At 67.7% G+C, this 22,630-nt stretch carries 22 protein-coding genes; 8 read left to right on the plus strand and 14 right to left on the minus strand.

Annotation, left to right across the window (positions count from 1 at the left end):
• Positions 1-5 precede the first annotated feature (5 nt).
• The 5 genes from BAY15_RS04365 to BAY15_RS04385 form a co-directional block, all read right to left on the minus strand.
• On the minus strand, positions 6-1,358 hold the full coding sequence (locus BAY15_RS04365; protein WP_068849334.1) for a peptidylprolyl isomerase: 1,353 nt from the start codon (positions 1,356-1,358) through the stop codon (positions 6-8).
• On the minus strand, positions 1,355-3,814 hold the full coding sequence (gene lptD / locus BAY15_RS04370) for an LPS-assembly protein LptD (RefSeq protein ID WP_068849336.1): 2,460 nt from the start codon (positions 3,812-3,814) through the stop codon (positions 1,355-1,357). The genes BAY15_RS04365 and lptD overlap by 4 nt, the downstream gene beginning before the upstream one ends.
• 96 nt (positions 3,815-3,910) lie before the next feature.
• Positions 3,911-4,822: a histone deacetylase family protein gene (locus BAY15_RS04375; RefSeq protein WP_068849338.1), complete on the minus strand. Its 912-nt coding sequence runs from the start codon at positions 4,820-4,822 to the stop codon at positions 3,911-3,913.
• A 28-nt stretch (positions 4,823-4,850) separates the two neighbouring features.
• Positions 4,851-5,405, minus strand: coding sequence for a cob(I)yrinic acid a,c-diamide adenosyltransferase (locus BAY15_RS04380; protein ID WP_068849340.1), 555 nt, complete (start codon positions 5,403-5,405; stop codon positions 4,851-4,853).
• Positions 5,406-5,416: 11 nt separating this feature from the next.
• A complete protein-coding gene (locus BAY15_RS04385) occupies positions 5,417-6,001 on the minus strand; it encodes a hypothetical protein (RefSeq protein WP_068849342.1) in 585 nt (194 codons plus the stop codon).
• Positions 6,002-6,087: 86 nt separating this feature from the next.
• On the opposite strand from BAY15_RS04385, the gene ubiH reads away from it, so the two are divergent.
• The 4 genes from ubiH (at position 6,088) to BAY15_RS04405 (ending at position 9,479) form a co-directional block, all read left to right on the plus strand.
• A complete protein-coding gene (gene ubiH / locus BAY15_RS04390) occupies positions 6,088-7,293 on the plus strand; it encodes a 2-octaprenyl-6-methoxyphenyl hydroxylase (protein ID WP_068854550.1) in 1,206 nt (401 codons plus the stop codon).
• A complete protein-coding gene (locus tag BAY15_RS04395; RefSeq protein ID WP_068849344.1) occupies positions 7,290-8,465 on the plus strand; it encodes a UbiH/UbiF family hydroxylase in 1,176 nt (391 codons plus the stop codon). The genes ubiH and BAY15_RS04395 overlap by 4 nt, the downstream gene beginning before the upstream one ends.
• A 117-nt stretch (positions 8,466-8,582) precedes the next feature.
• Positions 8,583-8,897 (plus strand): hypothetical protein, encoded by a 315-nt coding sequence (locus BAY15_RS04400; RefSeq protein WP_141236301.1) that lies wholly within the window; start codon positions 8,583-8,585, stop codon positions 8,895-8,897.
• A 156-nt stretch (positions 8,898-9,053) separates the two neighbouring features.
• The gene (locus BAY15_RS04405) at positions 9,054-9,479 is read left to right on the plus strand and encodes a hypothetical protein (RefSeq protein WP_068849348.1); all 426 of its coding nucleotides are present in this window, start codon (positions 9,054-9,056) and stop codon (positions 9,477-9,479) included.
• A gap of 39 nt (positions 9,480-9,518) precedes the next feature.
• Here the strand turns inward: BAY15_RS04405 and rlmM are convergent, their stop codons facing one another.
• Genes rlmM through BAY15_RS04420 form a run of 3 tightly spaced genes read right to left on the minus strand, consistent with a single transcriptional unit; the run spans position 9,519 to position 12,927 of the window.
• Positions 9,519-10,565 carry a 23S rRNA (cytidine(2498)-2'-O)-methyltransferase RlmM gene (gene rlmM / locus BAY15_RS04410; RefSeq protein WP_068849350.1) on the minus strand — a complete coding sequence of 349 codons (1,047 nt, stop codon included), beginning with the start codon at positions 10,563-10,565 and terminating at the stop codon, positions 9,519-9,521.
• A 24-nt stretch (positions 10,566-10,589) separates the two neighbouring features.
• Positions 10,590-11,150: a nucleoside deaminase gene (locus BAY15_RS04415; protein WP_068849352.1), complete on the minus strand. Its 561-nt coding sequence runs from the start codon at positions 11,148-11,150 to the stop codon at positions 10,590-10,592.
• Positions 11,151-11,178: 28 nt separating this feature from the next.
• Positions 11,179-12,927 carry a glutamine--tRNA ligase/YqeY domain fusion protein gene (locus BAY15_RS04420; protein WP_068849354.1) on the minus strand — a complete coding sequence of 583 codons (1,749 nt, stop codon included), beginning with the start codon at positions 12,925-12,927 and terminating at the stop codon, positions 11,179-11,181.
• Positions 12,928-13,000: 73 nt separating this feature from the next.
• On the opposite strand from BAY15_RS04420, the gene BAY15_RS04425 reads away from it, so the two are divergent.
• Both BAY15_RS04425 and msrA read left to right on the plus strand, forming a co-directional pair.
• Positions 13,001-13,267: a DUF2007 domain-containing protein gene (locus BAY15_RS04425; RefSeq protein WP_068849355.1), complete on the plus strand. Its 267-nt coding sequence runs from the start codon at positions 13,001-13,003 to the stop codon at positions 13,265-13,267.
• Between the two features lie 30 nt (positions 13,268-13,297).
• The gene (gene msrA / locus BAY15_RS04430; RefSeq protein WP_068854551.1) at positions 13,298-13,948 is read left to right on the plus strand and encodes a peptide-methionine (S)-S-oxide reductase MsrA; all 651 of its coding nucleotides are present in this window, start codon (positions 13,298-13,300) and stop codon (positions 13,946-13,948) included.
• A gap of 604 nt (positions 13,949-14,552) precedes the next feature.
• On the opposite strand, the gene BAY15_RS04435 is transcribed toward msrA, so the two are convergent.
• The 5 genes from BAY15_RS04435 to ahpC all read right to left on the minus strand — a co-directional run bounded on the left by BAY15_RS04435 (position 14,553) and on the right by ahpC (position 19,464).
• The gene (locus BAY15_RS04435; RefSeq protein ID WP_068849357.1) at positions 14,553-15,515 is read right to left on the minus strand and encodes a transaldolase; all 963 of its coding nucleotides are present in this window, start codon (positions 15,513-15,515) and stop codon (positions 14,553-14,555) included.
• Between the two features lie 51 nt (positions 15,516-15,566).
• Positions 15,567-15,971 (minus strand): nucleoside diphosphate kinase regulator, encoded by a 405-nt coding sequence (rnk, locus tag BAY15_RS04440; RefSeq protein WP_068849359.1) that lies wholly within the window; start codon positions 15,969-15,971, stop codon positions 15,567-15,569.
• Between the two features lie 136 nt (positions 15,972-16,107).
• The gene (locus tag BAY15_RS04445; RefSeq protein WP_068849361.1) at positions 16,108-17,064 is read right to left on the minus strand and encodes a LysR substrate-binding domain-containing protein; all 957 of its coding nucleotides are present in this window, start codon (positions 17,062-17,064) and stop codon (positions 16,108-16,110) included.
• A 92-nt stretch (positions 17,065-17,156) separates the two neighbouring features.
• Positions 17,157-18,749, minus strand: coding sequence for an alkyl hydroperoxide reductase subunit F (ahpF, locus tag BAY15_RS04450; RefSeq protein WP_068849363.1), 1,593 nt, complete (start codon positions 18,747-18,749; stop codon positions 17,157-17,159).
• A gap of 151 nt (positions 18,750-18,900) precedes the next feature.
• On the minus strand, positions 18,901-19,464 hold the full coding sequence (gene ahpC / locus BAY15_RS04455) for an alkyl hydroperoxide reductase subunit C (RefSeq protein ID WP_068849365.1): 564 nt from the start codon (positions 19,462-19,464) through the stop codon (positions 18,901-18,903).
• A 342-nt stretch (positions 19,465-19,806) separates the two neighbouring features.
• On the opposite strand from ahpC, the gene prmC reads away from it, so the two are divergent.
• Positions 19,807-20,664 carry a peptide chain release factor N(5)-glutamine methyltransferase gene (prmC, locus tag BAY15_RS04460; protein WP_068849366.1) on the plus strand — a complete coding sequence of 286 codons (858 nt, stop codon included), beginning with the start codon at positions 19,807-19,809 and terminating at the stop codon, positions 20,662-20,664.
• A gap of 34 nt (positions 20,665-20,698) precedes the next feature.
• Positions 20,699-21,643, plus strand: coding sequence for a prolyl aminopeptidase (gene pip / locus BAY15_RS04465; RefSeq protein ID WP_068849368.1), 945 nt, complete (start codon positions 20,699-20,701; stop codon positions 21,641-21,643).
• 64 nt (positions 21,644-21,707) lie between these two features.
• Here the strand turns inward: pip and BAY15_RS04470 are convergent, their stop codons facing one another.
• On the minus strand, positions 21,708-22,592 hold the full coding sequence (locus BAY15_RS04470) for a LysR family transcriptional regulator (protein WP_068849370.1): 885 nt from the start codon (positions 22,590-22,592) through the stop codon (positions 21,708-21,710).
• Positions 22,593-22,630 lie beyond the last annotated feature (38 nt).

Raw genomic sequence — 22,630 nt, forward strand, 5'->3', positions numbered from 1 at the left:
GTGCCTCAGGGCTTGGTCGCGGCCGGGGCCGGAGCAGTGGCCGGGGCCGCTGCCGGGGTGCGCAGGTCCACGTAGGCTTCGCCGCGCAGTTCCTGCAGGTAGCGGTTGTACTCTTCTTCCAGCTTGCGGCGGCCGATCGTCTCGCGGATCTGGGCGCGCTTGTTGTCGGTGCCCGAATCGGTCTGGCGGGTCGCCACGCGCTGCACGATGTGCCAGCCGGCGTCGGTGCGGAACGGCTGGCTGACGCCACCGTCGCTCAGGCCGGTGACCTGCTTGCCGAAGTCCGGGCCGAACGCGTCAGCCGGGAACCAGCCCAGATCGCCGCCCTGGCCCTTGCTGTTGGTGTCCTCGGACGAGGCCTTGGCTTCGGCCTCGAACTCGGCGCCGCCGGCGATGCGTGCACGGATCGAGTCGATCTTGGCCTTGGCGGTGGCGTTGTCCTGCTGGTCGTTGACCCGGATCAGGATGTGCCGGCCGTGGTATTCGGTGATGGTCTGGCCGGTGGTGGCGGCACTGGCGTCGCGCACTTCCACCAACTTGAGCAGCTGGAAACCGCTCGGGCCGCGCAGCGGGCCGACAACGTCGCCGGCCTTCATGCCGCTCATCATCTTCGCGAACGCGCCGGGAATCTCATCCAGGGAACGCCAGCCCAGGTCGCCGCCTTCCAGCGCGTTGGGGCTGTCCGAGTACCGGACGGCGGCCGCGTTGAAGTCCAGCTCGCCCTTGTCCAGCAGGCCCTTCACGCCGTCGACCTTCTGCTGGCCGGTGGCGATCTGCTCGGCGGTTGCGCCTTCGGGGAGGGCGATCAGGATGTGGGCCAGGTGGTACTGGGTGCCTGCCGTGGCTTCCTGCTTCAGCGCGGCATCCACTTCACCCTCGCTGACGCTGATGCGGCTCTGGGCGAAACTCTGGCGCAGGCGCTGCACGGTGATTTCATCGCGGACCGAGCTGCGGAAGTCGTTGAAATCCACGCCATCGGCGGCCAGGCGCTGGCGCAGGGCGTCCAGGTTGGACCCGTTCTGCTGGGCAATCGCGTTCAGGGCCTGGTTGAGCTCCTGGTCGCTGACCTTGATGCCACTGCCTTCGGCGCGCGTGACCTGCAGCTTGACCAGCACCAGGCGCTCGAGCACCTGGCGGCTGAGCACGTCATCCGGCGGCAGCTGGCCTTCGCGGCCGGCGTACTGGGCCTTGATGTTCACGATGGCGCGGTCCAGCTCGCTCTGCAGCACGACATCCTCGTCGACGATGGCGGCGATGCGGTCCAGCGACTGGCTCTGCTGGGCCAGCACCTGCAGCGGCGCGGAAACGGTGCTGACCGCGATCAGGGAGGCGAGTAGGACGGGGAAGGTCTTGGTCATGGGATCAGATTGGGATCGTAGTCTTCGCGCGTGGGGGCGCCCGTGTTGGCGGGCGGCACGAGATAGAGGTCGTCTCGGTAGTACCCGAGAATAGCACGGCGCAAAGTGCGGTCCGTGTTCTGGCCGATGGAGCTCAGGCCCTTCAGCACGAACTCGATCTGGAAGGAATTGTTCAGCTCACCTTCGCGGTTGCGCACGTACCGGCGGGCCAGTGCGCGGACCGCCAGGCAGCAGCTGTCCCATTGCACGCCACCGATGATTTCCAGCGGCGCCTTGTCTTCGATGGAGTAGTAGTAGCGCCCCACCAGGCTCCAGGTCTGGTTGATCGGGTACAGGAAGGACAGGTCCACCTGCTCCAGCAGGGTGCGTTCTTCCTTGGTCGCCGTCGCCGGGGCGGCCGTGTTGAGACGGTGGCGGTAGGTCAGGTTGATGATGCCGTCGTTGGACATCAGGTAGCGCGCGCGCACGCTGGCCAGGTCCTCGCGCTTGTATTTGGGATCCCACTGGTAGGTGGCGCCCAGGTTCCAACGGTCGTTGATGGCGTAATTGGTATCGGCGATCCAGGCCGACTTGCCCTGTTCCACCTGCGAGGTGGTGCCCGGCAGGGTCACCCGCGAATCGTCGAAATACAGGATCTGGCCGATGCTGGCGGAGAAGCGCTCGCGGCCCGTTTCCTGGTTGATGAAGCGGGTACTCAGCGCCATGGTCAGCTGGTTGGCGTCGTTCTGGCGGTCAGCACCGGTGTAGCGCGAATCGCGGAACAGCTGGCCCCAGCTGAAGGTGAAGTCGCGCGTATCGAAGATGGGCAGATCGCTCTGGTCGCGGTAGGGCGTGCGCAGGTAGAACAGGCGCGGCTCCAGCGTGTGCAGGTACGAGGTGCCGCCGATGGTGGTCTCGCGGTCGAAGAACATGCCTGCGTCGAGACTGGCGATCGGCACGCCGCGGTGCGGCGAGGTGTTGCCACGCAGCTGGTCGGGGGTGAGCGTGCCCAGATCGACATTTGCGTCGGTCAATGCCTGCAACCGGGTCTGGTCGGCCAGTCCACGGTCCAGCTCATACCCGGTGTAGCGGTACGCCAGGGTCGGGGTGACATACCAGGATGCGCCGGCGAACGGGAAGGTGACGTAAGGCTTTACATCCAGCCGCGAACCGTTGAAGTACGGGGTGACCACGCCATTGCGGATGTATTCGCCGTCAGCATCCACGACCTTCTGGTCGACGTCGTCATGGGTGAAGTGCACCGCCTCGGCGTACACCCCCACTTCCAGCCACGGCAGCAGCGGCTTGTCCCATGTGGCGAACAGGCGCGGCTGGCGGGAGTAGGGCAGCGACGCGTCGGTCAGCGTGTAATCGGTGTTCTGCCAGTAGTCGGCCATCAGCCCGGCCGTCCAGTTTTCACCGGTACCGTAGATGCCGACCTGGCTCTGCAGGCTCGAGGTGGTCACCCCCAGAAGCTTGCTGGAGAAGTCCTCGGTGTACCGCTCGTCACTGACCCAGGCGATGTTGGCGCGGGCCTGCCAGTGCGGGTCGATGTTGTGGTAACCCTGGTATTCGACCTGGCCGCGGTCGCGGTCGCGCAGCTTGTCATTGGGCAGGTAGGCGGTCTGCAGTTCGCCACGGCCGCCGTCGTACAGATAGCGGAACTCGTTGTCGAGCATCAGGCCGCGCTTGCTCATGTAGCGCGGGGTCAGGGTGTCGTCGTAGTTCGGCGCCAGGTTGAAGTAGATCGGCTGGGCATAATCGAAGCCGTTGCGGCCGGACATGCCCAGCTGCGGGTAGAGCAGGCCGGTCTGGCGACGGTCGTCGATCGGGAACTTGAAGTACGGCGCCCACAGCACCGGCACGTTGCCGATGCGCAGCACCGCGTTGCGGGCGGTGCCGAAGCCTTCGTCATTGTCCACGTCGATCTGCGGCGCGGACAGTTTCCACACCGGCTGCGAGGGGTCGCAGGTGGTATAGGTCGAGCGGTGCATCTGGCCCACCGAACCCTGCAGGTCGATCGAGTCTGCGCCGCCATGGCCGCGCCGGTCCACCAGCTGGTACTGGATGTCGCTGATCTTGTGCGTGTCCGATTCCTGGTTGCCTTCGGCGCGCTTGGCCGTCATCCGGATCGACGAATCCTGGTAGCGCACATTGCCTTCGGCGATGTAGTTGCCACTTTCGGTGTCGAAGCTCAGGTGGTCGGTGCCCAGGAACTGGTCGCCACGCTTCAGCGCCACGTTGCCCTGGTATTGCGGCACGGTGCTGGTACCGCTAAGCGCGTCGCCTTCGATATCGGTGGGTTGCTGGTCGCGGGTTTCGGCCGCGGCCTTGTCCGCCACAGGGGCGTCCTGGAAGGCGGGCAGGACATCGGTCACCGGGCACAAGCCCCAGTTCACCGGTTTGTCGTCGGCCATGGCCGGCAGGCAGATGGCGATGCTCAGGGGGAGAGGCAGCAGGCGGAGGGCTCGGCGCACGCGGGATTCGGATTCGGACGAAAACGGATCGTAGCTTGCCCCATCCCTTGCATAGGGGCAATGAAGGCTTGCTGCAGCCAAGGGTTCAGGTTCATCTCACAGCAGCGCGCCTACGTGCGCGACGGAGCATTCGGCAAGCGCCTGCAGGTCGTATCCGCCCTCCAGCATGGAGACCATGCGGCCGCCGCCATGGCGACGGGCCAGGCGGCGGAGCTCGGCGGTGATCCAGGCGAAATCCTCGGTTTCCAGCATCAGGTCGGCCTGCGGGTCGCGCAGGTGGGCATCGAAACCCGCCGAGACCAGCAGCAGCTGCGGGCGGAAATCGTCGATGGCCGGCAGCATCTCGTCGGCCCAGGTGTTGCGGAAGCGGAAGCTGCCGCTGCCCGGTGGCAGCAGGATGTTGAGCAGGTTGCCCGCGCCACGGTCGCGGCGCAGGCCCGAGTTGGGGAACAGCCCGGCCTGGTGGGTGCTGTAGTAGGCCACGCGCGGGTCGGCCACGAAGATGTCCTGGGTGCCGTTGCCGTGGTGGACGTCGAAATCGACCACCGCGATCCGCTCCAGCCCATAGCGGTCGCGCGCGTACGCGGCCGCGATAGCGATGTTGTTGAAGAGGCAGAACCCCATCGCCGTGGTCGCGGTGGCGTGGTGGCCGGGCGGGCGCACCGCGCAGAACGCCACCGGATCCCCGCCCAGCATCACGGCATCCACCGCGGCCACGCCGGCGCCGGCGGCATGCAGCGCGGCGCTGGCCGAACCGGGCGAGGTCATCGTGTCCATGTCGATCAGGCGCAGCGGTTCGGTCTGTGGCGCCAGCACCAGGTCGATCAGCGCGCTGTCGTGCACGCGCGCCAGCTCGCCGAACTTGGCCGGCGGCGCCTGGCGCCAGTCCAGCTGGTCGGGGTAGCTGGCACGCAGGGCATCGAGCACGACCTGCAGGCGTTCGGGGCATTCGGGGTGGCCGCGCCCGGGATCGTGTTGCAGACAGGCGGGGTGGGTGAAAACCAGCATGCGGACGGGGTTCCGGGGCGGGGGCGGCTCAGCCGTGGCGGCGGGTATGCTGCCAGAGGACCTCGCCGTGGCCGTCGGCGCGGGCGAGCACGCGGGCCAGCACGAACAGCAGGTCCGACAGCCGGTTGAGGTAGTGCAGCGCTTCGGCGCGCACCGGCTCCTGGCGGGCCAGGGTGACGGTTTCGCGCTCGGCGCGGCGCACGATGGTGCGGGCCAGATGGCAGCGTGCGGCGGCTTCGCCGCCACCGGGCAGGATGAATTCCTTCAACGCGGGCAGGTCGGCGTTGTAGTGGTCCAGGTGGCGCTCCAGTGCCGCGACGTCGCCCGCCTGGATTGCCGCATGGCCGGGAATGCACAGCTCGCCACCCAGGTCGAACAGCTGGTGCTGCACGGTGGTGAGCAGGGCGCGCACGTCATCGGGCAGCGCCACCGCCAGCAGCACGCCGAGCGCCGAATTGGCCTCGTCCACGCTGCCGAAGGCGTTGACCCGTGCCGCATCCTTGGCGACCCGGCTGCCGTCGCCCAGGCCGGTGCTGCCGTCATCGCCAGTGCGGGTGTAGATGCGCGACAGCCGGTTGCCCATGCGTGCCGGGCTCAGTGCAGCGCGTCGCGGCGGGCGTGCAGCAGCTTGACCACCTGTTCGGTGGCCAGCTGCAGCGCGGCGGCCAGGCCGACGTAGATCGCGGCGGTGCGCAGGTAGGGCAGGAACCAGTCCGCATAGTTGCGTGCCCAGCCCTGCAGCGTGGGGGCGGCGACCACGTCGCTGGTCCAGTAGAAGCCGCTCTGCGCGAACAGGTGGCACACCGCCACCGCCGCCAGCAGCAGCACGGAGCCCTTGGCCAGCGCGGTCCAGTCCGCGCCGTGGTAGCCCTGGCGCAGCAGCGCGCCACCGGCCCACATCGCGAAGTAGGCCGGCACCAGCAGTGCGGTCCCCGGCGAGACGCAGTAGTGCTGCCAGTAGCCGATGCCGCTGGCGCGGATCACCAGCACGTCGATCACGATCGCCAGCACCATCAGCAGCGGGAAGGCCCAGCGCGTCCAGCTGCGCAGGTGGAAGCCTGCAATGAAGAACACCGCCCACGACGCGTCGGGGATCGCCGCGAAGTGATTGACCCGGGTCGCCGCCATCAGCAGCACGAGCACGAGCAGGATGAAGGCGCGTTGGGCGGTAGGGGTCATGGGGGGCAGGCGTCGGGAGTCCAGCGTTCATTCTAGCGCCTGCCGCCACGGGGCGTAGCCGGGCCGCACGCACTATCATGGGCGGCATGAGTGAACGTCATGACGTAGTGATCGTGGGCGGCGGCCTGGTCGGGGCCAGCCTGGCCATTGCCCTGGACCGGGCCGGCCGCGATGTCGGGCTGGTCGAGATCGCGCCGCCCGGCGCGCTGCCGCCGGTGTTCGACCAGCGCAACCTCAGTTTTGCCGCCGCCACGGTCAATGCCTTGACCGCGCTGGGGGTGATGCCGCTGCTGGGCTCGGCGGTGGGGCCGATCACCCGCATCCAGGTCACCCGCGCCGGTGATTTCGGCCGGGTCCAGATGGACGCTGCGCAGTACGATCGCCCGTGGTTCGGCCAGGTGGTGGTGGCGCGCGATTTCGGCCAGGCACTGGAAACCCGCCTGCAGGGCCTGCGCCGCCTCACCCGGTACCGGCCAGCGCGGTTCGTGCGGCTGGGCGCCACGATCGATGGCTGCCGCGAAGTGGTGATCGCAGACGATGCCGGTGAGCGCACCCTGCTGGCGCGGCTGGTGGTGGGCGCCGATGGCACCCGCAGTGGCGTGCGCGAGGGGCTGGGCATCGGCGTGGACGAACATGATTTCCAGCAGACCCTGTTCGTGGCCCGCGTCCGCTCGGCGCGCGCGCCGGACGGCACCGCGTTCGAACGGTTTACCGATACCGGCCCGACCGCCCTGCTGCCGCGGGGCGACCGCCATTACGGGGCGGTGCACAGCGTGGCCCGCGACCAGGCCGATGCGGTGCTGGCACTGGACGACGCGGCCTGGCTGGCGCGCCTGCAGCAGGCCATCGGCTGGCGCGCGGGGCGGCTGCTGGAAAGCGGCCCGCGCAGTGCCTACCCGCTGGTGCAGGTGTTGGCGCAGGGACTGGTGGGCGAGCGCGCGGTGCTGCTGGGCAATGCGGCGCAGACCATCCATCCGCTGGGCGCGCAGGGCTTCAACCTGGGCCTGCGCGACGCGCTGACCCTGGCCGAGCTGATCGAAACGGCCGACGACGTGGGCAGCGATGCGCTGCTGCAGGCGCATGTCGCGCGCCGGGACGAGGATCGCCGCCAGACCATCGCCTTCTCCGGCGGGCTGGCACGGCTGACCAGCAATCCCGCGCCGTTGATGCGCCCGCTGCGCAGTCTCGGGCTGCTGGCAGCGCAGGCGACCTCGATGCAGTCGATGCTGGTCGGCGGTGCCATGGGCTTCCGCGGCGAGGTCCCGGCGTTGTGCCGGGGAGCCGGCGCATGAGCCGGCGCGCGCGCGATGTGATCGTGGTGGGCGGCGGCGTGGTGGGCGCCGCCTGCGCGCTGGCGCTGGCCGATGCCGGGCTGGAGGTCGCCCTGGTCGAAGGCCGCGAACCGCCAGCGTGGCAGCCGCAGCAGCCGGACCTGCGGGTGTATGCGTTCGCGCCTGACAACGCGAAGCTGCTGCGTACGCTCGGCGTATGGCCGGCGGTGCTGGCCGCGCGCGCCTGCGCGTACCGGCGCATGCGAGTCTGGGACGCCGCCGGCGGTGAAGAACTGCAGTTCGATGCCGACCGCCTGGGCCGTGAGCAGCTGGGCTGGATCGTGGAAAACGACCTGCTGGTGGACCGGCTGTGGGCGGCCCTGCCGGCGGCGGGTGTGCAGCTGTGCTGCCCGGCACGGGTGGAAGGGCTCGAACAGGATGCCGACGGCGTGCGCGTGCGGCTGGAGGACGGGCGCCGGCTGGACGCCGCGCTGGCCATCGCCGCCGACGGCGCGGACTCGACCCTGCGCCGCCTGGCCGGCGTGCAGGTCAGCCGCCAGGAGTACGCGCAGCGCGGCGTGGTCGCCTACATCGATACCGAACAGGACAACCAGGCCACGGCCTGGCAGCGCTTCCTGACCACCGGGCCGCTGGCGGTGCTGCCGGCCGGCACGCACCGCAACTCCATCGTGTGGACGCTCCCTGATGCGGAGGCCGAACGCGTGCTGGGGCTGGACGAGGCCGCCTTCAACGCCGAGCTGACCCGCGCCTTCGGCGCCCGGCTGGGCGCGATGACCCTGGCCTCGCGGCGCGCCGCCTTCCCGCTGCGCCGCCAGCTGGCCAGTGCCTACGTGGCAGGCCGCGTGCTGGCGCTGGGCGATGCCGCGCATGTGGTGCATCCGCTGGCCGGGCAGGGCGTGAACCTGGGCCTGCGCGATGTGGCGGCGCTGCATGCCACGGTGCTGCGTGCGCAGCAGCGACGCCAGGACTGGGCTTCGCCCGACCGCCTGCAGCGCTGGGCACGCGAACGCCGCAGCGAGAACACGGTGTCGGCCTATGGCTTTGACGCGATCAACACCATTTTCTCCAACGACGAGATGCATTTGACGCTGGCGCGTGGCTGCGCGCTGGGCGGCGTGGGCCGCCTGCCGCCACTGGTGTCGGCACTGTGGAAGCGCGCGGCGGGGCTGTAGGTCCCGGGGAGATCGAAATCTGGAAGTGGGCTGGGCTGCCACTGCGCAGACTGTGGCGCGGCTGGCGCTGTCCGGCCTCGACAGCGCGTCGCGCTTCCCATCTTCCGGAACTCCCCCATGGCACTTTCGCCCCTTGATCGTACCCAACAGCCGTCGTCGGCGAACCGCATGTTCGGCCGCGCTCCGCAAGGCGTCTCTGGCAGGCTTGGCTTGCAGCTCACCACCATACACAACCGTGGTGTGGCGTCGAAGCCGCTGCGTGACATCCCGGAGGCCCGCGCGGTCGGCGGTGAGGTCCACACGGTGGCGGCCGTGCGGCAGGACGACGTCGATCGCGACAGTTGCCAGTACTTCGTGAAGCTGTTGCTGTCCCACAAGCAGGGTATCCCGGTCAAGCAGTGCCTCGCGTTGAACCGGCGTCGCCAGGGCTGATGCGTGCGGCGGTGAGGCCCCCGCGTTGGCGCGACGAGCCCGGGATGATTGATTCTTGAAAGTGGGTGGCCCCTGCGTTTCAGCAGACTGAACGGGTCTGGAGGCGTTCCACCGTAACGGGTGCGGACGCGTCGCTCCCCTTCTCGAGGAAGAATCATGAGCATTGCCGAGGTTCTCAACCAGCTTTTCCGGCCGGCGTCGTTCAACGCTGAAAAGACCGTGCGCGCGATCGTTGCCCATCCCGAGGCGGCCGCCAGGGATTTCAATGGACTGATCACGCACATCAACAACAGGTGCCACCAGTACGGCATCGGCTGCCGGGGCGAGGATGGCCTTCGGGCCCAGGTGAACCTGGACAAATTTGCCCGCTCCAAGGGCGCCGCCGCGCCGACCGAGGGCCAGGCCAAGCTCCTGCTGAACAGCCTCAAATCCCTGCAGCGCGACCTCGAGCGCCAGCGCGGTCCCGCCCGGTTGGCCTCTGGGCCACATGACAGCTGGAACAATGACCGCCTGAATCAGTTGAACAAAGCGCTGGAACTGACCCGCAGCCTGCAGCACTTCCGGGGGCCCGCCAGGGGCTGAGCCCTTCTCAGCGCAGCAGCCAGCGCTGCCGCGCGTCCTTCATCGCCCGGTCCACGCCAGTACCGTGATTTCCTCACGGTCGTGGTAGAGCTGCTTGGCGCGCAGGGTGAGCGGTCGCCCGGCCTGCGCTTCGAACAGCTCCAGGCACAGCCGGGTTTCGTCCCAGCGCTTCTTCATCGGCAGCTTGAGGTTGAAGATCGCGTGCCGGCACCAGCCCTCGCGGAACCAGGTGGCCATGCGCTCGGCCACGCGGCGCGGCTGCTCGACCATGTCGCAGACCATCCAGTCCAGCGGCGCCTCGGGCTGCCAGTGGAACCCATCGGCGCGCAGGTGTTCGACCAGGCCGGTTTCCAGCACGTGCTCGCGCAGCGGGCCGTTGTCCACGCTGATCACGTGCATGTGCTGGCGGGTGAGCACCCAGGTCCAGCCGCCCGGGGCGGCGCCCAGGTCGGCCGAGCGCATGCCGGGCTTGACCAGCTGCTCGCGCTCTTCAGGGCTCATCAGGGTCAGCAGCGCTTCGTCCAGCTTCAGCGCCGAGCGCGACGGCGCGTCGGGCAACAGCTTCAGGCGTGGTATGCCCAGTGCCCAGGGAGCGCTGTCGCGGGTATCGGCCACGCACACAAACGCATGGCGACCGTCAACGAATACGACATGCACGCGTGGCAGGCTGGTGTTGGGCTTGTCGGTGAGCAGGCCGGCCTTGCGCAGCGCCGGGCGCAGGGCATTGCCGAAGGCGCGGGCCAGGCCGGCCAGCGGCTTGCCTTCGTCCGAATCGGGATGTTCCACCCACATGTCGCCGAAGCGTTGCTGGCCGTCCAGCGCGGCCAGGATCGGGGTGATCCGGTCGGTTGGATCCAGCTCGCGCAGCTCGGCCAGCACCACCAGTTTCTGGCGGGCGAAGATCAGCGAACGCCAGGGCAACGCCTTGGACAGCGCGGCGCCCTCGTCGGTGGCGAACAGCACGTAGCCATCGTTGCGCTGGGTACGGGCGTAACCGGCGATGTTGGCGTAGGCGGCACGCTCGGCAAGTTCACCGGCAAGTTCGGGCTCGAAGCCCTGCCGGCACAGGCACAGCAGGCCACTCATCGACGCACGCCCATGGCGTGGGTATCAGTAATGCGCACCGTTGATCTCCCCGTACTGGCGCAGCACTGCGCGCGCCGCGTCGCGTTCGATGTCGCGCACGACCTCGATGCCGCGCTTGTTGAGTTCGCCGATCCAGTCGGCCGGCAGCGGACCTTCATCGAACGGGGTCAGTTCTTCCACATCCTGCGCGCTGGCGCCGATCAGCAGCCGGTCGATGCCGGCCCAGATGGTGGCGCCATAGCACTGGCAGCACGGCTGCGAGGAGGTGGCCAGGGTGATCGGCGACAGCACGTCGTTCAGGCGCGGGCTCTGCAGGCGCTGCTGGGCGAGCATGTAAGCCATGTTCTCGGCATGCGCCAGCGAGGTGCTGTGCGGCACCACGCGGTTGACGCCGGCCGCGATGACGCGGTCGTCCGGACCAAACACCACGGCGCCGAACGGGCCACCGGTTTCCGCCTCGACGTTCAGCCGCGACAGTTCGATCGCCAGGGCGACCTTGGCGGCATCGCCGGGATACGCACGGGCCAGGTCGATCTGGTCATGGATCCAGGCGGGCAGGGTGAGGTGGACTTGCGCGTACAGCATGGGACAAACCTTTCGAATGCGGTGGGGCTTACGCCGACCAGGTGTCGCGCAGGGTGACGCTGCGGTTGAACACGGGGGCGGCGGCGGTGTGGTCGCGGCGGTCGGCGACGAAGTAGCCGGTGCGCTCGAACTGGAACGACTGTTCAGGCGCGGCGGTGGCCGCGGCCGGTTCGACGTAGCCGGTGACGGTGCGGCGCGACTCGGGGTTGAGGTAGTCGCGGTAGGTCTTGCCTTCGGACTCATCGTCCGGGTTGGGCACGGAGAACAGGCGGTCGTACAGGCGGATTTCGGCCGGCACGGCGTGCACGGCGCTGACCCAGTGGATGGTGCCCTTGACCTTACGGTTGGCGCCTTCCATGCCGGGACGCGATTCGGGATCCAGCCAGCCGCGCAGTTCGGTGATGGTGCCGTCGGCATCCTTGATCACTTCATCGCAGCGGATGATGCCGGCGCCGCGCAGGCGCACTTCGCCACCGGGCACCAGGCGCTTCCAGCCCTTGGGCGGCACCTCGGCGAAGTCTTCGCGCTCGATCCACAGTTCGCGCGCGAACGGCACTTCGCGGATTCCGAAGGCGTCGTCCTTGGGGTGGTTGGAGAAGGTCAGCGTTTCGGCATGGCCCTCGGGCAGGTTGGTCAGCACCAGCTTGACCGGGTCGACCACGGCCATGCGGCGCGCGGCGGCACTGTCGAGGTCTTCGCGCAGCGCGCCTTCGAGCACGCTGAAGTCGATCATCGAGTTCTGCTTGCTGATGCCCACGCGTTCGGCGAACAGGCGCATCGCGGCCGGGGTGTAGCCACGGCGGCGCAGGCCCTGCAGGGTCGGCATGCGCGGGTCTTCCCAGCCATCGACGAGCTGTTCGGTGACCAGCGCCATCAGCTTGCGCTTGCTCATCACGGTGTAGTTGATGTTCAAACGCGAGAATTCGATCTGGCGCGGCTTGGCAGCTTCGCGCGGCAGGCCGCGTTCGACCAGCGGCGCGGTCAGCGCATCGTCATGGGCGAAGTCGACGTTGTCCACGCACCAGTCGTACAGCGGGCGGTGGTCTTCGAATTCCAGGGTGCACAGCGAGTGGGTGATGCCTTCGATGGAATCGCCCAGGGCATGGGCGAAGTCGTACATCGGGTAGATCGGCCAGGCGTTGCCGGTGTTCTGGTGCTCGACGTGCTTGATGCGGTACAGCGCGGGATCGCGCAGGTTGATGTTGCCGCTGGCCATGTCGATCTTGGCGCGCACGGTGCGCGCGCCGTCGGGGAACTCACCGGCGCGCATGCGGCGGAACAGGTCCAGGTTTTCGTCCACGCTGCGGTCGCGCCAGGGCGAGGGGCGGCCGGGTTCGGTCAGGGTGCCGCGGTAGGCGCGCACTTCCTCAGCCGACAGGTCGCAGACATAGGCCTTGCCGTCGCGGATCAGCTTTTCGGCGGCCAGGTAGTAGGCGTCGAAGTAGTCGGAGGCATGCCGCAGTTCGTTCCAGGTGAAGCCCAGCCAGCGCACGTCATCCTGGATGGCAGCCACGTACTCGGGGTCTTCCTTGGCCGGGTTGGTATCGTCGAAGCGCAGGTTGCAGACGCCGGCGAACTCACCGGCGATGCCGAAGTTCAGGCAGATCGACTTGGCATGGCCGATGTGCAGGTAGCCGTTGGGCTCGGGCGGGAAGCGCGTCTTGATCGCGGCATGCTTGCCGGCGGCCAGGTCCTCGCGGACGATCTGACGGATGAAATCCCGCTTTTCGTGGGTTTCCGGAAGGGCGTCGATGGGGGCGGCAGTAGGCTCGGACATGATGCGCAGGCAGAAGGCAGAAAGATTGCCAGTCTAACGTATGCTGCCCCCAGAACCCCCCGGGAGGCGCCCCATGCACGTGATCTACCAGGCCGACAACCTGTTCGACGCCCATCTGGTCAAGCACGCGCTGGAGGCGGCCGGGATTCCGGCCTTCGTTTTCGGTGAGTCGCTGCTGGGCGGGATGGGCGAGCTGCCGCTGTTCGGGGTGCTGCGGGTCTGCGTTCCGGACCTGGCCCGCCCGGAGGCGGAGCAGATCGTGGCCGGGCTGGACTTGGGCGGGCCTCAGGATGACCCCATATTCGACGGTGACGAAAGCGCCGGCCTGTTGCCGGCCTAGGAGAGCGCCATGTTGGGGATTGCCAAGGGCCTGTTGAGTATCGGGGCGTTCAAGCAGCGCCTGCCGCGCCCGGAAGAGGCGCTGCCCGGCCGCCAGCACCCGCTTCCGCTGCACAACCAGCACTATGTGAACAGCCATCCGCTCAAGGACGGCTTCGCCGGGCTGGAGCGCATCCGCTTCGCCATGGGCTGCTTCTGGGGCGCGGAGCGCAAGTTCTGGACCTTGCCGGGGGTGTATTCGACCTCGGTGGGCTATGCGGGCGGGGTGACCCCGAACCCGACCTACGAGGAAGTGTGCTCGGGCCTGACCGGGCACACCGAGATCGTTGAGGTAGTGTTCGACCCGGCGATCATCAGCCTGGGCGAGCTGCTGCAGGTGTTCTGGGAGAACCACGACCCGACCCAGGGCATGCGCCAGGGCAACGATACCGGCACCCAGTACCGTTCGGCGATCCATGCCACGTCCCAGGCCCAGTTCGATGCGGCGCTGGCCAGCCGTGATGCGTATCAGCAGCGCTTGACCGAGGCTGGGCTGGGGGCGATCACTACCGAGATCGAATATCCGGCGCCTACGTATTACTACGCTGAGGATTACCACCAGCAGTACCTGGCCAAGAATCCGAATGGCTATTGCGGGATTGGTGGGACTGGGGTGAGTTGCCCGATCGGGGTTGGGGCTTAACAGCTCCTGGTTGCATTTGATGCTGGAGGTGCCGGGCGTTGCCCGGCACCTTCATGCGTTCTGGCGAACAGCCGGTAGCCTGCGCATGGCCTGAGCTGGGCCGGCGGGTGCGGGTTTGCGGGACACGCTGCAAGTACGTCCATGTAAGCTCGTTCGCGCCATCCATGGCGCTCTACGGTCCCGCAAACCCGCCCCCGCCGACCCCCGACGGTGCAAAGGTGGCCACGGTAGATCAACGGCGGTGCCGATCATTTTCATGCGTTACCGGGCGCGGTGGCGTTCCGTGCCGTCGTTCGGAAACCGACGCTACCGGCCCGATACCCATTCGGCGTAGAGCCACGCCCTGCGTGGCTGCCTTTTGCATCCGCCCGCGACTCACCATCTGGGGCGGATGGCGGGCAGCCCCCGTAGGGACTGTCAAAAACATGGATGTTTTTGCCAAGCCCCCATGGATGGGTTTACGGCGTGTCCCGGAGCGGGGCTGGCCGACGGCCGCCCTGCTCGGATGAACTGAAACGCCAGCCGTTCGCGGAAATCTCAAATGAAAACGGGACGAATGCAATCGCAGCATCCGTCCCGCTTTTACATCGGTAACAACTACGGCTTACAGCCGTTCGCGAATCGTCTGGCGCAGCGCTTCAAGGTCCTTGGCGAATGCGTCGATGCCGGCGGCCAGCTTCTCGGTGGCCATCGGGTCGGCGGCCAGGTCGGCGGCGAATGTCGCGGCGTCGATCGGGGTGACGTTGACCGCTTCGGGGGCGCCCGCCACCAGCTTGCGCGGCAGCTCGCCGTGGTCGGCGTCCAGCTTTTCCAGCAGGTCCGGCGAGATGGTCAGGCGGTCGCAACCGGCCAGTGCTTCGATCTGCGCGGTGGAGCGGAACGAGGCGCCCATCACCACCGTCGGCGAGCCGCGGCGCTTGAACTCGGCGTACACGCCACGTACGAACACCACGCCCGGGTCGGCGTCGATGTTGGCCGGGGCCTGGCCGTTGGCCACGTACCAGTCCAGGATCCGGCCGACGAACGGGGAGATCAGGAACGCGCCGGCCTCGCTGCAGGCCAGCGCCTGGGTCGGGTTGAAGATCAGCGTCAGATTGCAGTCGATGCCTTCGGCCTGCAGCTGGCGGGCGGCTTCCACGCCTTCCCAGGTGGCGGCGATCTTGATCAGCACCTTGCTGCGCGGCACGCCGGCCGCTTCGTACATGGCGATGAACTGGCGCGCCTTGGTCACCGTGTTCGCCGTGTCGTGCGCCAGGTCGGCGTCGACTTCGGTGGACACACGGCCCGGCACCAGCGTGCTCAGCAGCGTGCCCACGCCCACGGTGAGGCGGTCGGCCACGGCGTGCACGACGGTTTCGCGCCCGCCCGACTGCTCCCGGCCCCAGGCCAGTTCGCGCTCGATCAGTTCGGCGTAGACCGGCAAGTCGAGTGCCTTCTTGACCAGCGTGGGATTGGTCGTGCAGTCGACCGGCTTCAGGCGCTTGATCGCCTCGTAATCGCCGGTATCGGCCACGACCACGGACAGGTCGCGCAGCTGCGAAAGTTTGGACGGGGTTGCGGTGCTCATTGCGGCTCCTGGAACGTTACCTGGGCCCTGCGCGGTGCGTGGCAGGGACGATCAAATCTTGGGGGCGTGGACGGCCTTCACCCGCAGGCGCAGTTTGCGGCCGCCAGGTGCATCCCAGTCCATCGACTGGCCAACGGCCAGGCCCAGCAGTGCGGTGCCCACCGGTGCGAGGATGGAGACCTTGCCCTGGTCGACATCGGCTTCGCGCGGGTACACCAGCGTCAGCTCGTGCTTGTCGCCGTGCAGCTCATCTTCGCATTCCACACGCGAATGCATCATGACCACGCCTTCGGGCATCTGTTCCGGCGCCACGACGGTCGCACGGTTCAACTCATCGGCCAGGGCCAGCGCCGCGGGCGTCTTGGCGACGGTGGGTCCGTCGAGCATGGCCTCGAGGCGGTCCATGTCGTGACTGGAAACGGTGATGGACGGCGGCAGGCCGCTGGCGGTAGACATCTGAAACTCCTTGTTTATGGAAGACCCAAGCAAAAGGCGGCGCCTGCTGGCACCGCCTTGTCCTATTGTGCTGCCTATCCGCAGCGGATGCGACCCGGGCCCGGGGGGCGCCGGCATGGCCGGTTCAGCGTGACCGTCAGGCCCGCGCCTGCAGCGGCTGCGGCCGGTCAGGGGCGCCATCGGCGGGGTCCAGCATGAACAATGCCTCCGGCAGCCGCTTGAACTGCTCGGCCAGCTGTTCCAGGAACCCGGTCATGGCCGAGCTGCGCCGCCAGGCCATCGCAATGCGCCGGCTGGGGCGGTCTTCGCCTTCGAAGTCGAGCAGACGGATGTTGTCCGAGCGCGGCACCGGCGGCTTCACCGACAGCGTCGGCAGCAGGGTGATGCCGACGTCGGCCGCAACCATCTGGCGCAGCGTCTCCAGGCTGGTGGCGCGGAATTCGGATTTCTCGTTGGCGCCGAACAGCCGGCACACCGCCAGCGCCTGGTCGCGCAGGCAGTGCCCGTCTTCAAGCAGCAGCAGCTTCTGCGAAGACAGTTCCTGCACGTCCAGGTGCAGGCGTCGCGCCAGCGGGTGCTGGCCGGAGACGGCCAACAGGAACGGTTCCTCGAACAGGAACTCGGCGTGCAGCTGGTCGTCGTCCAGGGGCAGTGCCAACAGCGCCGCGTCCAGCCGGCCGTCGCGCAGCCGGTGCAGCAGCTCGTCGCTTTTTTCTTCGACCAGCAGCAGTTCCAGCTGCGGGAAGCGTCCGCGGATGTTGGGGATGACGTGCGGCAGCAGGTAGGGGCCCAGCGTGGGGAAGATGCCCAGCCGGACCGTGCCCGCTTCCGGGTCGCGGCTGCGCCGCGCCGCTTCTTTCAATTGTTCGATTTCGCCCATGATCGAGCGCGCGCGGGCGGCCGCTTCCAGCCCGGCCGGGGTCAGCATCACCTTGCGCGGGGAACGTTCCACCAGCGGCAGGCCCAGCTCATCCTCGAGCTTGCGGATCTGGGTCGAGAGCGTGGGCTGGCTGACGAAGCAGGACGCCGCCGCGCGACCAAAGTGGCGATGGTCAGCCAACGCCACCAGATATTTCAGATCACGTAGGTTCATTTCCTTGTACCTCTAGACGGTAATGGACCGGGCGATGGCGTGGTTTCCCCAGCAGGTAAAAAAGGTTCCCCGCAAGCGGGGAACCGGACGTTTCAGGCAGCTTCGGCGACGGCGCCGCTGCTCTTGGGAACGGTAGTTCGGATCAGGTGGTCAAAAGCGCTCAGCGCGGCCGTCGAACCGGCGCCCATGGCGATGATGATCTGCTTGTAGGGTACGGTTGTGCAATCTCCCGCGGCGAACACGCCCGGAACACTGGTCTGGCCGCGGTCGTCAATGACCACTTCGCCGCGCGGCGACAGCGCCACCGCGTCCTTCAGCCACTCCGTATTGGGCAGCAGCCCGATCTGCACGAAGATGCCTTCCAGCTCGATCCGGTGGGCGTCACCACCCACGCGGTCCTTGTAGACCAGGCCGTTCACCTTTTGACCATCGCCCAGCACTTCCTGGGTGAGCGCGCTGGTGATGATGGTGACATTGCCCAGGCTGCGCAGCTTCTTCTGCAGGACTTCATCGGCACGCAGTTTGTCGTCGAACTCCAGAAGGGTCACATGCGTCACGATGCCGGCCAGGTCGATCGCCGCTTCCACCCCGGAATTGCCGCCGCCGATCACCGCCACGCGCTTGCCCTTGAACAACGGACCGTCGCAGTGCGGGCAGTAGGCCACACCCTTGTTGCGGTACTGGTCTTCGCCGGGCACGTTCATCTGGCGCCAGCGCGCACCGGTGGACAGGATCACCGAGCGCGACTTCAGCGATGCGCCGTTCTCCAGCTTGATCTCGACCAGGCCATCGTCGCCGGCCGGCACCAGGCCGCTGGCGCGCTGCAGGTTCATGATGTCCACGTCGTACTCGCGCACGTGCTGTTCCAGCGCCATGGCCAGCTTCGGGCCTTCGGTTTCCTTGACCGAGATGAAGTTCTCGATCGCCATGGTGTCCAGCACCTGGCCACCGAAACGCTCGGCTGCGACGCCGGTACGGATGCCCTTGCGGGCGGCGTAGATCGCCGCAGCGGCGCCGGCCGGGCCGCCGCCGATGACCAGCACGTCGTACGGCGCCTTCGCGGCGATCTTCGCCGCATCGCGCTTGGCCGAACCGGTGTCCAGCTTGGCCACGATCTGCTCCAGGCTCATGCGGCCCTGGTCGAACACTTCACCGTTGAGGTACACGGTGGGCACGGACATGATCTGGCGTGCTTCGACCTCGGCCGGGAACAGGCCACCGTCGATCGCCACGTGCTGGATGCGCGGGTTCAGCACCGCCGCCAGGTTGAGTGCCTGGACCACGTCCGGGCAGTTCTGGCAGGACAGCGAGAAGTAGGTCTCGAACCGGTACTCGCCTTCCAACCCCTGCACCTGCTCGATCACCTCGGCCGTTGCCTTGGAGGGGTGGCCGCCGACCTGCAGCAGCGCCAGCACCAGCGAGGTGAATTCGTGGCCCATCGGCAGGCCGGCGAAGGCCAGGTGGATGTCCTGGCCCGGCGTGGTCAGCGCGAAGGAGGGGGTGCGCTCGGCGCCGTCGCGGCGCACGTCGAGGGTGATCTGGCTGGACAGGCTGACCAGGGTTTCCAGCAGCTCTAGCATCTCCTGCGACTTGGCGCCGTCGTCGGCGTGCGCGGTGATCTGGATCGGCCGGGTGACGCGTTCCAGGTAGGTCTTCAGCTGGGACTGGAGGTTGGCATCCAACATCGAAAAACTCCTTGATTCAGGCAAAGGAACGGCGTCGACGTACCACTACGGTACATCTGGGCGGCGTAGGGGCGAACCGAAGCGGGCGCGGGCGCACCGGCTTGGATTCACCCCCACTCCCGTCGCAACGGGAATGGGGATGAGGCGTTGCTTAGATCTTGCCGACCAGGTCGAGCGACGGGGTCAGGGTCTTCTCGCCTTCCTTCCACTTGGCCGGGCACACCTGGTTCGGGTTGGCGGCGGTGAACTGGGCAGCCTTCAGCTTGCGCAGGGTCTCGGAGACGTCACGGGCGATCTCGTTGGAGTGGATCTCCAGGGTCTTGATCACGCCTTCCGGGTTGATGATGAACGTGCCGCGCAGGGCCAGGCCTTCTTCGGCAATGTGCACGCCGAAGGCGTTGGTCAGCTGGTGGGTCGGGTCGCCGACCAGCGGGAACTGGGCCTTGCCGACGGCCGGCGAGGTTTCGTGCCACACCTTGTGCGAGAAGTGGGTGTCGGTGGTGACGATGTACACCTCGGCACCGGCCTTCTGGAACTCGGCGTAATGATCGGCGGCGTCTTCAATCTCGGTCGGGCAGTTGAAGGTAAAGGCGGCCGGCATGAAGATCAGGACCGACCACTGGCCCTTCAGGGTGCTGTCCGACACCTTGATGAATTCGCCATTCTGATAGGCGTTGGCTTCGAACGGCTTGATCTGGGTGTTGATGAGCGACATCGATATTCCTCGTGGTGAAGGGGGATGGGTGAAGCAGCCAACACAGCGTACCGGCTGGGTTTCGATAAGGAAAATGCATTGATTTCATCAATACGATAGATACAGTCTATCGAAACGTCCTGATTCCCGAGTGAACGCGGGCCGCCTTTCATTCGTAGCCCATTGTGTGGAAAGGATTTTCATCATTGCCTCGCGCCGCGCAGTGATAGCCGCAGGTTATCCGCCCGTCGCGGAGCCTGAACCGCCTTTCAGCGTCGCGAGGTGGCTGCGGCAACCGGTCGCGGGGGCCGGCCCGTGCCGCCATTGGCCTACACTGCGCCCCCACCGTCGCCCAGGCCCGCCATGAACGCCGCCCCGCAGGAGATCCGCCAACTGCTTGCCGCCGCCGCCCGCGTGCTGCCCGGGGTGGAAGGCCGGCACGAAGCCGAACTGCTGCTGCTGCATGTGTTGGGGCGCGAGCGCGGCTGGCTGTTCGCCCATGCCACCGACCTGCTCGACCCGGCCACGGCAGAGGCATTCGCGACGCTGCTGCAGCGTCGCATCGCCGGTGAGCCGGTGGCCTACCTGCTGGGCCGGCGCGGCTTCTGGACCCTGGACCTGGCGGTCAGCCCGGCCACGTTGATTCCGCGCCCGGAAACCGAACGGCTGGTCGAACTGGCCCTGGAGCGGCTGCCGGAGGGCGTACCGCTGCGGATCGCCGACCTGGGCACCGGCAGCGGTGCCATTGCGCTGGCCTTGGCCAGTGAACGCCCGCTGGCGCAGATCGTGGCAACCGACATGAGTGCCGATGCCCTCGCTGTCGCTGCCGGCAATGCCCGCCAGCATGGGCTGGCCAACGTCGCGTTCCGGCAGGGATCCTGGCATGCACCCTTGGCCGGCGAGCGCTTCGACCTGATCGCCAGCAACCCGCCGTACATCGCCAGCGACGATCCGCACCTGGCCCAGGGCGACCTGCGCTTCGAACCAGCCACCGCACTGGCGTCTGGCCACGACGGGCTGGACGACATCCGCCTGATCATCGCCGGCGCGCCCGCGCACCTGCAGCCGGGCGGTTGGCTGCTGATGGAACATGGGTGGGACCAGGGCGAAGCGATCCGCGCGCTGCTGGAGGGCGCCGGATTCGTCGAGGTGGAAACCGCGCTTGACCTGGAGCAGCGCGACCGGGTGAGCCTGGGACGGTGGCCCACCACCCAGCGGTAGAATGAGCGACCGTGATTCCACTGGAGCTCCACCCATGCGCACGCTGTACCCGGCCATCACCCCCTACGACGTTGGCAGCCTGAAGGTCGACGACCGCCACACGCTGTATTTCGAACAGTGCGGCAATCCGCAGGGCAAGCCGGTGGTGATGCTGCACGGCGGCCCCGGTGGCGGCTGCAGCGACAAGATGCGCCAGTTCCACGACCCGGCCAAGTACCGCATCATCCTGTTCGACCAGCGCGGTGCTGGCCGTTCCACCCCACACGCCGACCTGGTGGACAACACCACCTGGGACCTGGTGGCCGATATCGAGAAGCTGCGCGAGCACCTGAAGGTAGAACGCTGGCAGGTCTTCGGCGGCAGCTGGGGTTCGACCCTGGCGCTGGCCTATGCCCAGACCCACCCGCAGCAGGTCACCGAGCTGGTGCTGCGTGGCATCTTCATGCTGCGCCGCTGGGAACTGGAATGGTTCTACCAGGAAGGCGCCAACCGCCTGTTCCCCGATGCGTGGGAACACTACCTGGCGCCGATCCCGGCGGTGGAACGCCACGACCTTATTTCCGCCTTCCACCGCCGTCTCACCAGCGACGATGAAGCCACCCGCCTGGCCGCGGCCAAGGCGTGGAGCGTGTGGGAAGGGGCGACCAGCTTCCTGCACGTGGATGCCGACTTCGTGAACAGCCATGAAGATCCGCGCTTCGCGCTGGCATTCGCGCGCATCGAGAACCACTACTTCGTCAACGGCGGCTTCTTCGAGGTCGAAGAACAGCTGCTGCGCGACGCGCACCGCATCGCCGACATCCCGGGCGTGATCGTGCACGGCCGTTACGACGTGGTCTGCCCGCTGCAGAATGCGTGGGAGCTGCACAAGGCCTGGCCGAAATCCACGCTCGAGATCAGCCCGGCATCGGGTCATTCCGCGTTCGAGGCAGAGACCATCGATGCGCTGGTGCGCGCCACGGATGGCTTTGCCGCCTGATCCACGTACCCAGCCACCTGCCAGGGCGGAAGGGTAGGCCACGACCGTGGGTCGTGGCCGGCGGTCACCAGGTGCCGGCGGACAACGCGTCGGCCAGCACCTTCAATTTCGGCGAGGCCTGCCGCGACGTCGGATAGACCAGCGACAACGCCCGCGTGCGGCCTTCGAAGGGTTCCAGCACGCGCACCAGGCGGCCGTCCGCCAACGCATCGGCTACTGCGAAATCCATGACCTGTACGATGCCGACTCCGGCCAGCGCGCCTTCCACCAGTGGATCGCCGCTGTCGAACACCATCCGCGCCGGCGCGGTGACGTCGCGCAGCCCATCGCCGTCGCGGAACTGCCAGTCCACCAGCCGTCCACTGCGCAGGTTGCGCACCGCCAGACAGGTGTGGTCCTGCAGCGCGTCGACGCTTTCCGGCGCGCCATGCCGGGCGATGTAGCCGGGCGAGGCCACGGTTACCCAACGCAGCGGCCGCAGCGGCCGCGCCACCATGCGCACGTCGCTGATCGGGCCGGTGCGCAGAGCGGCGTCGAAGCCTTCTTCGACCAGGTCCACCAGGCGGTCGTTGAGCACCAGCTCGAACTGCAGCTGCGGGTAGCGGGCCATCAGCTGCCCGGTCAACGGCACCAGCACCTTGCGCCCGAACATCGAGGGTGCGGTCAGCTTGAGCACACCCGAGGGCGTGCAGGGGCGGTCGCCCAGCCGGCGTTCGGCATCCTCCAGCCCGCACAACAGGGGCGTGCAGTGCTCCACGAACTGGCGTCCATCCGGGGTCAGGCTGACCGCGCGGGTGGTGCGCTGGAGCAGGCGCACGCCCAGTTCGCTTTCCAGCCGGCCGATCGCGCGCGACAACCCCGACTGGCTGATGCCCAGCTGCCCGGCGGCCGCGGTGAAACTGCGGGCTTCGGCCACCTGCACCAGCATGCGCACGGCATTGAGATCCATGGCGACGTCCGATTAATGCGAAAATGCATGACAGAAAT

Source organism: Stenotrophomonas rhizophila (assembly GCF_001704155.1).
Taxonomy (GTDB): domain Bacteria; phylum Pseudomonadota; class Gammaproteobacteria; order Xanthomonadales; family Xanthomonadaceae; genus Stenotrophomonas; species Stenotrophomonas rhizophila_A.

Excerpts from the sequence above, each read along its gene's own strand:
- BAY15_RS04365 (WP_068849334.1), bottom strand. The coding sequence starts at position 1,358 with ATGACCAAGACCTTCCCCGTCCTACTCGCCTCCCTGATCGCGGTCAGC.
- ahpC (WP_068849365.1), bottom strand. The coding sequence starts at position 19,464 with ATGTCGCTCATCAACACCCAGATCAAGCCGTTCGAAGCCAACGCCTAT.
- BAY15_RS04375 (WP_068849338.1), bottom strand. The coding sequence starts at position 4,822 with ATGCTGGTTTTCACCCACCCCGCCTGTCTGCAACACGATCCCGGGCGC.
- rlmM (WP_068849350.1), bottom strand. The coding sequence starts at position 10,565 with ATGAGTGGCCTGCTGTGCCTGTGCCGGCAGGGCTTCGAGCCCGAACTT.
- BAY15_RS04400 (WP_141236301.1), top strand. The coding sequence starts at position 8,583 with ATGGCACTTTCGCCCCTTGATCGTACCCAACAGCCGTCGTCGGCGAAC.
- BAY15_RS04415 (WP_068849352.1), bottom strand. The coding sequence starts at position 11,150 with ATGCTGTACGCGCAAGTCCACCTCACCCTGCCCGCCTGGATCCATGAC.
- BAY15_RS04445 (WP_068849361.1), bottom strand. The coding sequence starts at position 17,064 with ATGAACCTACGTGATCTGAAATATCTGGTGGCGTTGGCTGACCATCGC.
- ahpF (WP_068849363.1), bottom strand. The coding sequence starts at position 18,749 with ATGTTGGATGCCAACCTCCAGTCCCAGCTGAAGACCTACCTGGAACGC.
- ubiH (WP_068854550.1), top strand. The coding sequence starts at position 6,088 with ATGAGTGAACGTCATGACGTAGTGATCGTGGGCGGCGGCCTGGTCGGG.
- BAY15_RS04470 (WP_068849370.1), bottom strand. The coding sequence starts at position 22,592 with ATGGATCTCAATGCCGTGCGCATGCTGGTGCAGGTGGCCGAAGCCCGC.
- pip (WP_068849368.1), top strand. The coding sequence starts at position 20,699 with ATGCGCACGCTGTACCCGGCCATCACCCCCTACGACGTTGGCAGCCTG.
- BAY15_RS04380 (WP_068849340.1), bottom strand. The coding sequence starts at position 5,405 with ATGGGCAACCGGCTGTCGCGCATCTACACCCGCACTGGCGATGACGGC.
- prmC (WP_068849366.1), top strand. The coding sequence starts at position 19,807 with ATGAACGCCGCCCCGCAGGAGATCCGCCAACTGCTTGCCGCCGCCGCC.
- BAY15_RS04395 (WP_068849344.1), top strand. The coding sequence starts at position 7,290 with ATGAGCCGGCGCGCGCGCGATGTGATCGTGGTGGGCGGCGGCGTGGTG.
- BAY15_RS04405 (WP_068849348.1), top strand. The coding sequence starts at position 9,054 with ATGAGCATTGCCGAGGTTCTCAACCAGCTTTTCCGGCCGGCGTCGTTC.
- BAY15_RS04420 (WP_068849354.1), bottom strand. The coding sequence starts at position 12,927 with ATGTCCGAGCCTACTGCCGCCCCCATCGACGCCCTTCCGGAAACCCAC.
- BAY15_RS04385 (WP_068849342.1), bottom strand. The coding sequence starts at position 6,001 with ATGACCCCTACCGCCCAACGCGCCTTCATCCTGCTCGTGCTCGTGCTG.
- BAY15_RS04425 (WP_068849355.1), top strand. The coding sequence starts at position 13,001 with ATGCACGTGATCTACCAGGCCGACAACCTGTTCGACGCCCATCTGGTC.
- BAY15_RS04435 (WP_068849357.1), bottom strand. The coding sequence starts at position 15,515 with ATGAGCACCGCAACCCCGTCCAAACTTTCGCAGCTGCGCGACCTGTCC.
- rnk (WP_068849359.1), bottom strand. The coding sequence starts at position 15,971 with ATGTCTACCGCCAGCGGCCTGCCGCCGTCCATCACCGTTTCCAGTCAC.